This is a genomic window from Arthrobacter sp. 8AJ (genome assembly GCF_902506025.1).
Lineage (GTDB): Bacteria > Actinomycetota > Actinomycetes > Actinomycetales > Micrococcaceae > Arthrobacter.
The window spans coordinates 183,981-196,874 of record NZ_LR733289.1; the positions used below are offsets into that span (position 1 = coordinate 183,981).

The 12,894-nt window shown below is 66.8% G+C and carries 14 protein-coding genes; 7 read left to right on the forward strand and 7 right to left on the reverse strand.

Annotated elements, in window-relative coordinates:
* Positions 1 to 34: 34 nt before the first annotated feature.
* From BACI349Y_RS00855 to BACI349Y_RS00865, 3 genes are all read left to right on the forward strand, one after another.
* Entirely contained in the window at positions 35 to 1,111 is a 1,077-nt protein-coding gene (locus tag BACI349Y_RS00855; RefSeq protein ID WP_159634991.1) for an FUSC family protein, read from the forward strand.
* Between the two features lie 110 nt (positions 1,112 to 1,221).
* Positions 1,222 to 1,965 carry an IclR family transcriptional regulator gene (locus BACI349Y_RS00860; RefSeq protein ID WP_159629606.1) on the forward strand — a complete coding sequence of 248 codons (744 nt, stop codon included), beginning with the start codon at positions 1,222 to 1,224 and terminating at the stop codon, positions 1,963 to 1,965.
* Between the two features lie 135 nt (positions 1,966 to 2,100).
* A complete protein-coding gene (locus BACI349Y_RS00865) occupies positions 2,101 to 3,288 on the forward strand; it encodes a 4-hydroxybenzoate 3-monooxygenase (protein WP_159629608.1) in 1,188 nt (395 codons plus the stop codon).
* Positions 3,289 to 3,328: 40 nt separating this feature from the next.
* Here the strand turns inward: BACI349Y_RS00865 and BACI349Y_RS00870 are convergent, their stop codons facing one another.
* Positions 3,329 to 3,868: a TetR/AcrR family transcriptional regulator gene (locus BACI349Y_RS00870; RefSeq protein ID WP_159629609.1), complete on the reverse strand. Its 540-nt coding sequence runs from the start codon at positions 3,866 to 3,868 to the stop codon at positions 3,329 to 3,331.
* Positions 3,869 to 3,925: 57 nt separating this feature from the next.
* Between BACI349Y_RS00870 and BACI349Y_RS00875 the strand changes: the two genes are divergently transcribed.
* Positions 3,926 to 4,987: an FAD-dependent monooxygenase gene (locus tag BACI349Y_RS00875; RefSeq protein ID WP_159629611.1), complete on the forward strand. Its 1,062-nt coding sequence runs from the start codon at positions 3,926 to 3,928 to the stop codon at positions 4,985 to 4,987.
* Here BACI349Y_RS00875 and BACI349Y_RS00880 read toward each other — a convergent pair whose 3' ends face one another.
* The 5 genes from BACI349Y_RS00880 to BACI349Y_RS00900 all read right to left on the reverse strand — a co-directional run bounded on the left by BACI349Y_RS00880 (position 4,988) and on the right by BACI349Y_RS00900 (position 10,172).
* A complete protein-coding gene (locus tag BACI349Y_RS00880) occupies positions 4,988 to 6,811 on the reverse strand; it encodes an ABC transporter permease (protein WP_159629612.1) in 1,824 nt (607 codons plus the stop codon).
* Complete coding sequence (locus BACI349Y_RS00885) at positions 6,808 to 7,872, reverse strand: ABC transporter ATP-binding protein (RefSeq protein WP_159629614.1); 1,065 nt, start codon at positions 7,870 to 7,872, stop codon at positions 6,808 to 6,810. The genes BACI349Y_RS00880 and BACI349Y_RS00885 overlap by 4 nt, the downstream gene beginning before the upstream one ends.
* A 46-nt stretch (positions 7,873 to 7,918) precedes the next feature.
* Positions 7,919 to 8,995, reverse strand: a complete 1,077-nt coding sequence (locus BACI349Y_RS00890) for an extracellular solute-binding protein (RefSeq protein ID WP_159629617.1) — start codon at positions 8,993 to 8,995, stop codon at positions 7,919 to 7,921.
* Between the two features lie 184 nt (positions 8,996 to 9,179).
* Positions 9,180 to 9,614, reverse strand: coding sequence for an acyl-CoA thioesterase (locus tag BACI349Y_RS00895; protein WP_159629618.1), 435 nt, complete (start codon positions 9,612 to 9,614; stop codon positions 9,180 to 9,182).
* Positions 9,615 to 9,668: 54 nt separating this feature from the next.
* Entirely contained in the window at positions 9,669 to 10,172 is a 504-nt protein-coding gene (locus BACI349Y_RS00900) for a GNAT family N-acetyltransferase (protein WP_159629620.1), read from the reverse strand.
* A gap of 155 nt (positions 10,173 to 10,327) precedes the next feature.
* On the opposite strand from BACI349Y_RS00900, the gene BACI349Y_RS00905 reads away from it, so the two are divergent.
* The 3 genes from BACI349Y_RS00905 (at position 10,328) to BACI349Y_RS00915 (ending at position 12,202) form a co-directional block, all read left to right on the forward strand.
* Complete coding sequence (locus BACI349Y_RS00905) at positions 10,328 to 10,843, forward strand: MarR family winged helix-turn-helix transcriptional regulator (RefSeq protein WP_159629622.1); 516 nt, start codon at positions 10,328 to 10,330, stop codon at positions 10,841 to 10,843.
* 118 nt (positions 10,844 to 10,961) lie between these two features.
* Positions 10,962 to 11,237, forward strand: a complete 276-nt coding sequence (locus BACI349Y_RS00910; RefSeq protein ID WP_236560674.1) for a hypothetical protein — start codon at positions 10,962 to 10,964, stop codon at positions 11,235 to 11,237.
* The gene (locus tag BACI349Y_RS00915) at positions 11,234 to 12,202 is read left to right on the forward strand and encodes a serine/threonine-protein kinase (RefSeq protein ID WP_159629626.1); all 969 of its coding nucleotides are present in this window, start codon (positions 11,234 to 11,236) and stop codon (positions 12,200 to 12,202) included. The genes BACI349Y_RS00910 and BACI349Y_RS00915 overlap by 4 nt, the downstream gene beginning before the upstream one ends.
* Here BACI349Y_RS00915 and BACI349Y_RS00920 read toward each other — a convergent pair.
* Positions 12,199 to 12,876: a histidine phosphatase family protein gene (locus BACI349Y_RS00920; protein ID WP_159629628.1), complete on the reverse strand. Its 678-nt coding sequence runs from the start codon at positions 12,874 to 12,876 to the stop codon at positions 12,199 to 12,201. The two genes, BACI349Y_RS00915 and BACI349Y_RS00920, sit on opposite strands and share 4 nt — an antisense overlap.
* Between the last annotated feature and the right edge of the window lie 18 nt (positions 12,877 to 12,894).

Here is a 12,894-nt window from a genome sequence, read left to right on the forward strand (position 1 = left end):
CCCGGAATCCACCCCCAAGGAAGGCGCTGCCCCCGTGAAGATGCTTGCTGAGATGTTCAGCATCGCCCCCGGCAACAAGGACCACCACCCGGCACTGAGGTGCGCCGTCGGCGTCTTCGTGCCCCTGATCACCCTGGTGCTGCTGGGCAGGCTGGACCTGGCAATCTTCGCGTCGTTCGGTGCCTTCACCGGAATCTACGGCCGCGGAGAGCCGCACGCCGTCCGTTTTGTGCTGCAGCTGCGCGCCGGGCTGCTGATGCTGCTGGTGATCCTCCTCGCCGCGCTCGCCGCCCGGATGGGTCCAGCCTGGGGCCTGGATGCCGCCGCGCACACCTGGCTGCTGGTCCTGGCCACCACCCTGGTGGCCGGCGGGTGTTCGGTGGCGATCTCCTGGCTGCGGCTGCGCCCGGCGGGCTCCCTCTTCCACATCTTCGCCTTCGCCGCCATCGCCTCCATTCCCAACCAGCCGCCGCTGTGGCAGGGCATGCTGGTCGCGGTCCTCACCACGGTGTTCGCCCTGCTCATCGGCTTCTCCTCCCGGATCCTTCCCAGCCACCGCACCCCTTGGGCCAGGCCTCCCCGCATCCGGCGGACCCCGGCGGAGAAGCGGACGGCGTGGCTTGAGGGTTTCGGCTACCTGGTGGCGGCAGGCCTGGCCGGCTCGTTGGCCACGTGGGCCGGCGGCCGGCTCGGCTTCGGCCACAACTACTGGGCCATGGTGGCCGCCGTGGTTCCACTGGTGGGGCACACCACCAGGCACCGGGTGCGCCGCGGCATCCAAAGGATCATCGGCACGGTGCTGGGCCTGCTGGTCCTGGCAGCCGTCTTATTGGTGGGCCTGCAGCCCTGGCAGACGGTGCTGGTGATGGCGCTCTGCCAGTTCGGCGCGGAGATGTTCATCATCCGCCAGTACCTGGTGGCCCAGGTGTTCGTCACACCCCTCGCGCTGGTGTCCACGCTCCTGGTGGTCCCCGCCTCGGCGTCCATCCTGCTGCGGGACCGCATCATCGAGACCGTCATTGGCGCCGCCGTCGGCATCGCGGTGGTGCTCGCCCCCGGCGCGTGGCGGCGCCTGCGGCGCAGGCCGGAGCAGGGCCCGACGGCGGCTTGACAGCCGTCCGGTAAAGCGCCTGTGGGTGCGCCCCGCCTTCGGTTCGTCCCGCCTTTGGTCCGCCGGGCGCTGTATGCTGGACTTCCCATTCAACGGAAGGGCGTGCGGCCGTGGCGAACTCAAGCTCGGGCGATTCGGTGGTGGACCGGATTGTGCGGCTGATCTCCGCCTTCCCCCAGGACGTCGCCGATCTCCGGTTGTCGGAGCTTGCGGAGCGGTCCGGCCTCCCCCTGACCACCACGCACCGACTGGTGGGCCAGCTCGCCGGGCATGGCCTGCTGGAGACTGCCCCCGGGGGAACGGTCCGTCCCGGCCTCCGGCTCTGGGAACTGGTGAACCGCGCCTCTCCCGCTCTGGCGCTGCGCCAGGCCGCCATGCCCTTCATGGAGGACATCCAGCAGGTCCTGAACCAAAACGTGAACCTTGCTGTACTGGACGGCTGGGAGGCGCTCTTCGTGGAGCGGCTCTCCCGGCGCGGCTCGGTGGCCAACCGCGCCCAGGTGGCAGGCCGAATGCCTGTCCATATCTCGTCAGCCGGCCTGGCGCTCATGGCCCACCAGGACAGGGCGCTGCAGAGCGAGTACCTCGGCCAGTTCCACGATCCCGACGGAAAGCTGACTGCCGATGACGTGCGGACCCTGCTCGCGGACACTTCGCGACAGGGTTTCGCGCAGCTGAAGGGCGTGGTTGACCCGGACACGTGGGGCATAGCCGTGCCCGTCCTTAACCGCCGCCGGCGCGCGGTGGCGTCTCTCGGCGTCGTGGTTCCATTGCGGGAAATGCGGCTGCAGGCGCTGGTTCCCGCGCTGCAGACGGCGGCCCGCGGCATTGCCCGCGGCCTCGCCGAGGCCTGATCCGGCCCCTCACACCACCCCCGGAATCCGTTGAACGGAATGCCTGTAACGCCGGTCACCCGGCCTGGCGCACACTGAACCCAGGCACCCATTCCGGCCCCACTCCCGGGCCCCGCAACGAAGCGAGACAAAGCCATGGCACGAAAAATCATCACCACCCAGGTAGCCATCATGGGAGGCGGTCCGGCAGGGCTGATGCTCTCCCATCTGCTGGCCAAGGCAGGCATCGAGTCCACGGTGATCGAGATCCGCAGCCACGAGGAAATCTCCCACACCGTGCGCGCCGGCATCCTGGAGCACGGAACGGTCAACCTGCTGGTGGACAGCGGCGTCTCGGACCGGGTGCTGCGCGACGGCGACCGGCACGACGGCATCGAGCTGCGCTTCAACAACGAGAGCCACCGCATCGACTTCAAGGACCTCGTGGGCGAGTCCGTGTGGCTGTACCCGCAGACGGACGTCTTCCTGGACCTCGCCGCACGCAGGAAGGACGACGGCGGCGACGTGCGGTACAGCGTCACCGACACCACCGTCCACGACCTGGAGGGCAGGCCGACGGTCTGGTTCACCGATGCCGACGGCGTCGAGTTCGAAATCCAGGCCGACTTCCTGGTGGGCGCTGACGGCTCGCGCAGCCACTGCCGGTTCCAGATCCCCGAGGCCCACCGCAAGTGGTACTTCCACGAATACCCCTTCGCCTGGTTCGGCATCCTGGCCGAGGCGCCGCGCAGCTCCGACGAACTGATCTACGCCAACTCGGCCAACGGCTTCGCCCTGATCAGCCAGCGCACGGAAACCGTGCAGCGGATGTACTTCCAGTGCGACCCCAAGGAAAACGTGGCGGAATGGGATGACGAGCGGATCTGGGCCGAATTCCGCAGCCGCGTCAACGGCAACGGCTTCGAGCTCAAGGAGGGTCCGGTCCTGGAAAAGATGGTCCTGCCGTTCCGCAGCTTCGTCCACACCCCCATGCGCCACGGCAACCTGTTCCTCGCCGGCGACGCCGCACACACCGTGCCGCCCACCGGTGCCAAGGGCCTCAACCTGGCCATCAACGACGTCAAGTTCCTCTTCGAGGGGCTGGACAGCCACTACAACTCCGGCTCGGACCGGCTCCTGGACACCTACAGCGACCGCGCCCTGGACCGGGTGTGGAAGGCCCAGCAGTTCTCCTACTGGATGACCACCATGCTGCACACCCCGGCCGATGCGGACGACTTCTCCCGCGCCCGCCAGCTCGGCGAACTGAACTCCGTGGTCTCCTCCCGCCATGGCAGGGCCTACCTGGCTGAGGCCTACACGGGCTGGCCCGCCTCCTCCTAGGGCATCCGGAGAAGGACGACGCCGGCCGGCCGGGTGAGGCTTATATACCCACCAGCCGCCGGACGGCGGCGGCGATGGCGGCAGCGTCCGGCTGCTCGTCCCGCCTGACGGTGAGCAGGTGCAGCAGCACCCCGTCGCCGTAGTCGGCCACATCCCGTGCCCGTGCCCGCGCGTCCGGCACTCCCAGCCCGGCAAGCGCCTGTTCCAGGCCTCCCACCAGCTGGAAGTGGCCGGCCGTCACGGAGTCCGGCTTGTCCAGGGAAAGTGCCAGCCGGGCGCGGGTCAGGCCGGCGTGCCGGCCGGCAAGCATCACCACCATGGAGGCGAGCTGGCCTGCCAGTTCACCCACGTCCTTGGGCGGACCGGCAGGCCCCTGGTCCCGGAGGAGGGTGGCGTCCAGCTCCAGCAGCCGGCCCAGGACGGCGTCAACCAGGGCGGCGCGGTTCCGGTAATAGTTGGACGTGGTGCCCTCCGACAGGCCTGCGGCGGTGTCCACGGCCCGGTGGGTGAGCCCCTTCATGCCCTTGTCCGCCACCACGGCCAGGGCGGCGTCGAGCAACAGGGTGCGTCGGTCCGGCATGGACTCAGTGTAGTGGGACCCCTTCCGGATCACTACAAAAGTAGTAAAATGGCGCGTATGGAAACGATCACGATCGTTGGCGGCGGCATTGCCGGCCTGGCCCTTGCGGCAGCCCTGGATTCAAGCCGCTTCCACGTGACGGTGTACGAGAAGCGGCCGGAACTGCCCACCGTCGGCAACGCCCTCGGGATGTGGCCCAACGCCCAGCGCGCCCTGGCCCGGCTGGGAATACTGGACCAGGCCCGGGCCGTCAGCCCGGTGCTGGGCAGCGGGTCGGTCCGCAATGCACAGGGTGAACCGTGGGTCACGGTCGATGCCGGGGAGATGTTCGGCATTTCCCGGATCGACCTGATCCGGCTGCTGGATGGCGCCGTGCCCGCCGCCGTCCGCCGTGTCACCGATGCCGTGCAGTCAGTCCCCGCGGATGGCGGCCTGGTGGTGGGCGCCGACGGCGTCCACAGCATGGTTCGCCGTGCGGGATGGGGCAGCGCCACCGATGCCCGCCTGACGCCCTACCTTGCCCTCCGGGGAACCCTCCCGACGCCGGTCGCTCCGGACGAGGTGGGCGAGTACTGGGGCCGTGGCGACCTGTTCGGCATGGCCGCCGCCCGGGGCGGGTCCTTCTGGTACGCCAGTTACCGGTCAGGACTGGGCCCCTATGGGATCGATGTTGCGTCGGCGCTGGACCAGGCCCGGGAACGCTTCTCCGGCCACGCACCTGCCATCCGTCGTGCCCTGGCGGCAGCTACCCCGGAGGAATGCCTCGTCCAGCGCCTGTGGACAGTGCCGCATCTGCGCTCCTACGTCAGCGGCCGGACGGTGCTCATCGGCGATGCCGCGCACGCCATGATGCCTACCCTTGGCCGCGGCGCCTGTGAATCGCTGGTGGACGCGGTGACACTGGCCGACCTCCTCAACAACGCGCCTCAAGGCCAGGACCAGGCACTGCGCGCCTACAACAAGCAACGGAGACTCCGCACCCGCGCGGTGAGCGTGGCCTCCTCTGCACTCGGGCGTGTAGCCCTGGCAGACCGCGCCCAGCCGCTGCGCGACCGCGTGCTCAACCTGGCCCGGCGGCGGAACGCACGGACCGCCGTCGCCAGCGGTCCGGGGAGGTAGTCAGCGGACGGCAGCTGCCGGGCGCGTGGCGTCGTCCTCACCCGGCGCCTGGGCGCCGGGAAGTCCGGCGCCGGAAACCTGCAGGCCGGCCGGAGCTGCAGGAAGACGCTTCCTGCCCTTCCGCCGCCCTGACCTGCCGTACACGAGGTACATCGTCACCCCGGTGATCACCATCAGCAGCACCGTGTAGACAAAGGTGTTTGCGATGCCCTCCGTGCCCTCGGCACCGTCGGTGTTCGCCTTGATCACCAGGCCCAGGGGCTGCACCAGCGGATGGGCCAGGAAGATCGCCGTGTCGTAGTCGTCCAGCAGGCTGTTGAAGTTCAGGGCCGTGATGGCTGCCGCCGCCGGAAGCACCAGGGGCAGGAGGATCCGGCGGAAGACATACAGCGTCTTGGCGCCCATAATGGCGGCGGCCTCCTCCAGGGAAGAGTTCACGGCGGCAAAGGATGCCTTGAGCATCCGCAGGGTGAACGGGATCTTCACCGTGACGAAGGCGATGAGCAGGATCACCGTTGTTCCGGTGAGGACGGCACCGCCTACCAGGGGATTGGGGTGGTCGTAGCTGACAATCAGGCCCAGGGCCAGCAGCGCTGACGGCAGGATCCACGGGATGTGCAGCAGGTACTCAAATGTTGAGGCCACCCAGTTTTTATACTTCTGCAGCAGCCGGGCCACAAAGAGCAGGCCGCCGACGGCGATGACGGCCGCCAGGGCGCTGTACACCACGCTGACGATGAACGGCCGCAGCCCGGACTGCTGGGTGAGGACACGGACGTAGTTGTCCAGTGTCAGGTTGGAAAACGAGAGCTGTCCGGTCTGGATGGCGGCGCCGTCGGCAAATGAGTAAAGCACGATCAGCACCACGGGAAGCGTGTAGACGGCAAAGAGGAGATAGGCCACGGCGTGCACCGCCACGTTGGCTACGGGGATGGCAATGTCCTGTTTCTGCAGCTCGGAAGACACCTTTGAGACCGAAAAGTAGGTGCCGCCCTTCTCCAGCCGGGACATCACGGCGAGCATCACCATGGTGGCCAGTCCAAGGATCACGGCCAGCAGCGCCGCCAGGTCACGCGAGGTGGGGCTGTTGGTGAACGTCAGGATCATCGGCGTGATGGTCTGGAAATCGCGGCCACCCAGCACCTGCGGGGCGCTGAGGGCGCCCAGGCCGGTGAGGAAGGACAGGATGGTGACGGCGAACAGCGTGGGCTTGAGCATGGGCAGGACGATGCGCCGCAGGATGGTCCACGTGGAAGCGCCGAGGTTCCGCGCGGCCTCAATGGTCTGGTAGTCGATGCCTTTGAGGGCGTTGGCAACGAACAGCATGTGGTTGGTGGTGGTGGCAAAGGTCATGACCGCCAGCACGGCAAAGAACCCGGAAAACCAGCCGGGGTCCATGCCGGGGACAACCCGGACCAGCAGCGACGTGACAATGCCCTTGTCCCCGTAGATGAATTTATACCCCGCCGCCAGCACGATGCCCCCATAGATGAAGGTGGAGGCATAGCCCAGGAACAGGATCCTCGAACCCCGGATCCTGAAGTAATGCGTCACCAGGACGATGAAGACGCCCACCAGGTTGACGGTGACGGACAGCGCCACGGCCAGCAGGAAGCTGTTGCCCAGTGCCTTCATGGCCCGCTGGGAGGAGAACAGCTTCTCCGCGGCACGGCCCGAAAAGCTGCCGTCGGGGAAGAACGTGGCGATCAGGATGTTCATGTTGGGCCATACCAGGAACGCGGCGATGAACCACGTGAGGATGACCCCCACCACCACGACGAACGGGGAGCGGACCATGCTGCGCACCGCGTTGTTGCCGCTCATGGCAGGGCAACCGCCTGGTCCAGTGCAAGCGCGGCACCGGATCCCGGATGGTACTGGAGGATGTGCCCGGGCTGGACGTAGACCGTTGTGGCCGTGCCGGCCTCAGGGTGCGCGGCGCCGTCTTCCCGGACCAGGAGGCGGATGTCCGCGCCATGGCTGCGGACCACATACCGGCTGTGCAGGCCGTGGTAGGTCCGGGACACCACGGTGGCGGGAAGCCCGACGGCGGTCCCTCCGTCCGCCGGCCGGTCCAGGGAGGCCTTTTCCACGCGCAGGTAGGATCTGGCATCCGTGCTGAGGCCGGCGCCGGAGAGCCGGTTGACCTCCGCCACGAAGTCCGGCGTCAGGGCCGAGCTGTCACCAATGAAGTTGCAGACGAACTCCGTAGCGGCATGGTCGTAGATTTCCTGGGGCGTCCCAACCTGTTCCACCACGCCCTTGTTGAAGACCGCCACCCGGTCGCTCATGGCAAGGGCCTCGTCCTGGTCGTGGGTGACGTACACGGTGGTGATGCCGAACTCGCTCTGCAGGTCCTTGAGCTGCTGGCGCAATTGGTGGCGGAGCTTGGCATCGAGGTTGGACAGCGGCTCGTCCAGCAGCAGGATCTTGGGCCGCAGCACCAGGGCGCGGGCAACAGCCACGCGCTGCTGCTGGCCGCCGGACAGCTCGGCCACGTTCTTCGCCAGCTGCTCGTCGCTGAGTTCCACGCGCCGTGCAATATCCCGCACAAGGCGGTCACTGTCGGCAGGTTTTTCCTTCCGGACCCGGAGTCCGAAGGCGATGTTCTCCCATACGCTCATGCTCGGGAACAGGGCATAGTTCTGGAACACCATGCCCACCTGCCGCTTGTCGCTGGGAAGGCGGGTCACATCCTTCCCGTCCACCCGGACCGTACCCCCGGCCGGCTGGATGAAGCCGGCCAGGGTGCGCAGCGCCGTCGTCTTTCCACAGCCGGAGGGCCCCAGGAGGGTGAAGAACTCACCCGGCTGGACATGCAGGTCCAGATGCGGAATGGCGGTGAAATCGCCAAAGGTAACTTCGATGTTTTCCAAGCGGATCATGGCAACCTGTCTGATGGAACGCGGGAACGGCGGCTGGCGGGACGGGTTACGTCATGTATTCGAGTTCGATCTTCTCCACCCAGGCGCCCATGTTCTTCTGGACGAAGTCCCAGTCGATGTCCTGCTGCTTGAGGCCGGCAAAGAAGTTCACCACCTCGGGATTGGCCTTTGCCTGGGCAGCCTTGTTGACCGGCATGGAGTTGAACTTCTGCGCGAATTCACCCTGGACGTCTGCGCTGCCGAACCAGTCGATGAACTTCTGCGCCTGCTCCTTTTTCTTGGTGCCTTTCACCAGGGCGATCTGCTCCACGGCAAGCGGCACCCCCACGGAAGGAATGACCGTGTCCACGTTCACTTTGAAGGACTTTTCGCGGTCGGCAATGATCGAGGACGGCATCTGGCCCATGTCCACGTCGCCGGAGGCGATGCGGGCAAACAGGTCGGTCTTGGCCACTGCCGGGCTGCCGTTCTTGAAGTACTGCTCAACCTGCTTCCAGCCGTCGTCGGAAATCCCCAGATCCCCGGAGTCGTCCCGGTACCGGGAGAGGATGCCGGCGAAAACAAGCTGCGCCGTGGCCGTGCCCAGGCCGGTGACCCGCTCGTAGCGGCTCTTGAACTCGTCCTTGGTCCACAGGTCCGTCCAGTCCTTCGGTGCGGCGTCCTTGGAGATCTTGTCCGAGTTGTAGCCCAGGAGGATGGCCTGCTTCACCAGGGGCCAGTACGTCTCCCCGTCACCCAGGCCCTTGTCCACATCGCCCGCCCACGCGGGCTGGTAGGCCTCCAGCGCGCCCTCGTTCTTGACCTGCGAGAAGTACATGTTGTTCAGGCCGAACGCGACGTCGGCGATGGGGTTGTTCTTCTCCGCAATGAGCTTGTTGGTGGCATCGGCGCCCCCGGCCCCCACGATCTCGATCTTGAATCCGGCCTCGGCCGCCTTGGCGGCCAACCAGTCGCCCCGGCCCTCGCCGTTGGAGTTGGTGTAGATCACCAGGGTGTCCCCGGAGGCTCCTGCCGGAGCCCCGGAGGCTTCACCGGTCGAAGCCGGCGGGGTGGAAGCCCCGCCGCAGCCGGCGAGCAGGGTGGCGGCGACGGCGGCGGCAACCAAAGTCTTCAATGTACGCACGATCAGGACTCATTTCTGGACTGGAATCGGAGCATGTCCGCACAGCCTATAGCCGGGCATGACAAAAACCGGGCTGTTATAGCTATCGATTCGATAAACAGCCCGGCTGCTCACTTTGGTCCAGTCGGGGAAACGGCGGGGGCCCTCGGCGTGAACCGGGGGAAAACCTTGGCCGTGGGCGGCGTCAGTCCTTGACGGCGGTCCCGCTGAGGTGGTGGGTGGGGATCCTGTCCCTGTCGTAGGTGATTTCCGTATAGCCGTGCGGCTCGGGCTTGCCCTCCTGGTTCAGGTTCACGAAAACGATCTCCTCGATGGTGAGGATGCTCTGCCGGGTGATCATGTTGCGGACCTCGGCGCGCATGGTCAGTGAGGTCCGGCCAAACCGCGTGGCTGTCAGTCCCATTTCGATCAGGTCGCCCTGGACCGCGGAGCTGACGAAGTTGATCTCCGAAATGTACTTGGTGACTGCGCGGCCGTTTCCCAGCTGGAGGATGGCGTAGATGGCGGCTTCTTCGTCGATCCATTTCAGCAGGCTGCCGCCAAAGAGGGTCCCGTTGGCATTGAGGTCCTCGGGCCGGACCCATTTGCGGGTCCGGAAGGTGATGTCTGCTGTTTCCATAGGCCGAGATTAGCCGAAGCCACTGCCCGCAATCCGAGTGTGACGGACCGGGTGCTAGGCCATGGCGGTCTGGGCGGCACTGTGGGCGTTGATGCGCTTGGCGTAGCAGTGCGAGTGCTCCACGCCGATATAGGGCCCGAAGTTCGGGATGGGTTCGAACCCCGAATTCTCGTAGAAGTTCCGGCCGTCAGGCTGTGCCGATCCGGCTTCGGCCTTGATCCTGGTGATTCCCTGGCCGAATGCTTCTGCTTCCAGTGCCGCGAGGATGGAGCTGGCAACGCCGGAGCCCCGGGTGTACGGCAGCACGTAGAGCCGCTTGATTTCGGCCGTTGTTCCATCCAGGAGCCGGAGCCCGCCGCAGCCCACCGGTTGCCCCGATCCTTTGTCGTATGCCACCAGGAAGACAGCGCAGTCTGCTCCCGACGGCGGCGGACCGGGCTCGTGGTCGGGCCGGCCAAAGCGGGCGTCGAGTTCGGCCTGCTGCGCGCGGCGAAGGTCCGCGCCAACGGGATTCGACCAGGAGACCTGCCGGATGTTGAGCCTGGGGTTGGTCTGCATATCTGCCTCGATTCGCCGGAGGGGTATGCCTGATAAGGCTAGGCGCGGGGAGTTACGCAGGTGTTTCCTGGCGGTTAGCACCTGGATAACGCCAGGAGCAGCCGGGAAAGGAAGTTACTTGGTGGTCTAGTTACCAGTTGGTCTAAAATGATCCCATGGCTTCTATGGGCAACGAGGGATCCGGCTACTGGTACGGACCCGACGGGCAACTGGATTACAGTGCGGCGGTACTGAAGGCCCTCCGGGACTACCGGGCGGCCGAGACCGAAATCCGCCGCAGCACCAGGGATTCCATGGGTATGGGCGAGACGGACATCCTTGCCCTGCGGTACCTGCTGAGGGTCCAGGCGTCTGGCAAGCAGGTTGTCCCCAAGGATCTCAGCCGGTTCCTCAATATTACTAGCGCTTCCACCACCTCGCTGATTGACCGCCTGGTGGCCAGCGGGCATGTCCGCCGGGAGGCGCACCCCTCCGACCGCCGCTCCGTGGTGGTGGTCCCCACGGTGGAGTCGGACAAGGAGGTCCGGGAGACCCTTGGTGCCATGCATCGCCGGATGATGGCGGTTGCGGAAGGCCTGACCGCAGAGGAGGCCCGGACTGTGGTCGACTTCCTCCAGCGCATGACCGAATCGCTCCAGGCGGCCGAAAGTGCGGAATTAAAAGTTCACTAGCCTGACTAGCTAGTTCAGCTAGTTATATGTAAGCTTACGATTGTTCCCAAAGTTGCTTCCCAACGGAGTCGTGAGTGTGTTGGTTTCTTTCACCGAAGTTTCACCGCGTGAGCCCGGCATGGCTGCGACCACCCCTGATGGGCTCCTGGACCTGACGCGATCCACCCTGGACGGCACCACAGCGCCGCAGGGAAAGGCCGCCGTCCATTGCGGTTCACCGATGCAGCTGGTGACCCCGGCACTCGGGTGGGAGCGCGCCAGCTACACCTTCGCCCCAACCGGTGCCGGAAGTACCGAACTTCCGCCTGTGTGGCGTTGCGCCTGCGGGTTCCAGCTCGATGCATGGACAACTGATTCCAGGGGCGCCCACCATACCGCAGCCTTTCCCGCATGAGCGCCACGGGGACGGCAGCGCCGGCGCTGCCGCACTCGTCGCTGAATGCCGCTGGGCCGCTGGCAGGCCGCTACCAGCTGAGGGAACGCCTGGGCAGGGGAGCAGCTGCCGAAGTCTTTCGGGCGGTGGACCTTGAGGGCGGTCCGGAGGTGGCCGTGAAGATCGCGGCAGCCAGCGGCCGGAAGCAGCATCAGCGGATCCGGAACGAAGCTTCCGTCCTCGCCGGCCTCACCCACCCATCCATCGTGAGGCTGCTGGGTCAAGGCGTGGTGGGCGGCGGCGGGACCCATGCGGGACGGCCCTATCTTGTGGAGGAGCTGGCCCTGGGGGCAACCCTGTCCGAAACCCTACGGCTGGAAAGCCCCACGCCCGCTGATGTGGCCCTCTGGGCCCGCGGCCTGTTCGGTGCGCTCGCGTACCTTCACTCCAACGGTCTTGTGCACCGTGACATCAAGCCCGCAAACCTGATGCTGAGCGGCCTGCGGAGAAGTCCCGTCCGGATCATCGATTTTGGAATTGCCACGGCCACCGGCTCGGCGCCCGAGCCCGGAATTTCGTCCGGCACAGTGCACTATATGAGTCCCGAGCAGGCATCCGGCGGGGCAGCGGCTCCGTCATGGGACGTGTACGCCATGGGGCTGGTCCTGTTGGAGCTCCTCACGGGCACCAAGGCGTTTCCCGGCACCGCCATCGAATCCCTCGTGGCCCGGACCCTGCGGTCCCCGGACGTCCCCGGCCACCTCGGCGGTTGGGTGCCCCTGCTGCGGTCCGTTACCGCCATGGATCCCCGGGAACGGCCGACGGCGGCAGATGCCGCAGCGATGGCAGCCCGGCTTGTGCCCGGGGTGCCGTCCCGCAGCCCAGGCGTTCAAGGGGTCCGCGGGAGCCTGCCCGGCGGGATCGACGCCCGTCCTTGTCCCGCGCTGCGGGCACGTCCATCGCGGCGCCACCGGCAGCAGGCCTAGGGGGCGGCTACGTCCCGACCTGTCGGGTCCTCCGCGGTCGGGTCTGCCAGGGCAAGGCCGCCCACGGGGCTTCCGTCCCAGTGGATCAGGGTCCAGCCGGTCGCCAGGCTGCCTTCGAGTGCCACGATTCCGGTGTTGGCCAGGACATGGCGGGCAGCGAACTCGTGGTCTGCGCCCTCGGCCCGCAGCCCCGCCCAGGTACGGATGGCGGCCCCGTGGCTGACCACTGCAACGGTGCCGTGCTGCTGGCGTTCCGCCCGCCCGGCCACCAGCGCGATGGCAGCATCGAACCTGTCGAAGAAGGCGTGGCCGTCGGGCCCCGCGGGCATGCGCCGGTCCAGGTCGCCCGCAGCCCAGGAGATCACGGTGCCCATGTAGCGCTTATGGGATTCGTGGTCGGTGAGCTTCTCCAGTGATCCGGCCTCGATTTCGTGCAGCCCTTCAAGCACCTCAACGTCAAGGGTGTGCAGGCGTGCCAGCGGCGCGGCCGTTATCTGCGTCCTGATCAACGTGGACGCGTACAGCGCTCCGATGCGTTCGTTGGCAAGGGCCCGCGCCATGGCTTCTGCCTGCCGTTCGCCGAGTTCGGTCAACCCGGGGCCGGGATGGTCGGTGTCCAGCTGGCCCAGCACGTTGCCGGGGGTTTCGCCGTGGCGGATCAGGAGCAACTTCATGTTCCCAGTTTCCCACCC

Excerpts from the sequence above, each read along its gene's own strand:
- BACI349Y_RS00865 (WP_159629608.1), top strand. The coding sequence starts at position 2,101 with ATGGCACGAAAAATCATCACCACCCAGGTAGCCATCATGGGAGGCGGT.
- BACI349Y_RS00870 (WP_159629609.1), bottom strand. The coding sequence starts at position 3,868 with ATGCCGGACCGACGCACCCTGTTGCTCGACGCCGCCCTGGCCGTGGTG.
- BACI349Y_RS00875 (WP_159629611.1), top strand. The coding sequence starts at position 3,926 with ATGGAAACGATCACGATCGTTGGCGGCGGCATTGCCGGCCTGGCCCTT.
- BACI349Y_RS00880 (WP_159629612.1), bottom strand. The coding sequence starts at position 6,811 with ATGAGCGGCAACAACGCGGTGCGCAGCATGGTCCGCTCCCCGTTCGTC.
- BACI349Y_RS00885 (WP_159629614.1), bottom strand. The coding sequence starts at position 7,872 with ATGATCCGCTTGGAAAACATCGAAGTTACCTTTGGCGATTTCACCGCC.
- BACI349Y_RS00895 (WP_159629618.1), bottom strand. The coding sequence starts at position 9,614 with ATGGAAACAGCAGACATCACCTTCCGGACCCGCAAATGGGTCCGGCCC.
- BACI349Y_RS00900 (WP_159629620.1), bottom strand. The coding sequence starts at position 10,172 with ATGCAGACCAACCCCAGGCTCAACATCCGGCAGGTCTCCTGGTCGAAT.
- BACI349Y_RS00905 (WP_159629622.1), top strand. The coding sequence starts at position 10,328 with ATGGCTTCTATGGGCAACGAGGGATCCGGCTACTGGTACGGACCCGAC.
- BACI349Y_RS00910 (WP_236560674.1), top strand. The coding sequence starts at position 10,962 with ATGGCTGCGACCACCCCTGATGGGCTCCTGGACCTGACGCGATCCACC.
- BACI349Y_RS00915 (WP_159629626.1), top strand. The coding sequence starts at position 11,234 with ATGAGCGCCACGGGGACGGCAGCGCCGGCGCTGCCGCACTCGTCGCTG.
- BACI349Y_RS00920 (WP_159629628.1), bottom strand. The coding sequence starts at position 12,876 with ATGAAGTTGCTCCTGATCCGCCACGGCGAAACCCCCGGCAACGTGCTG.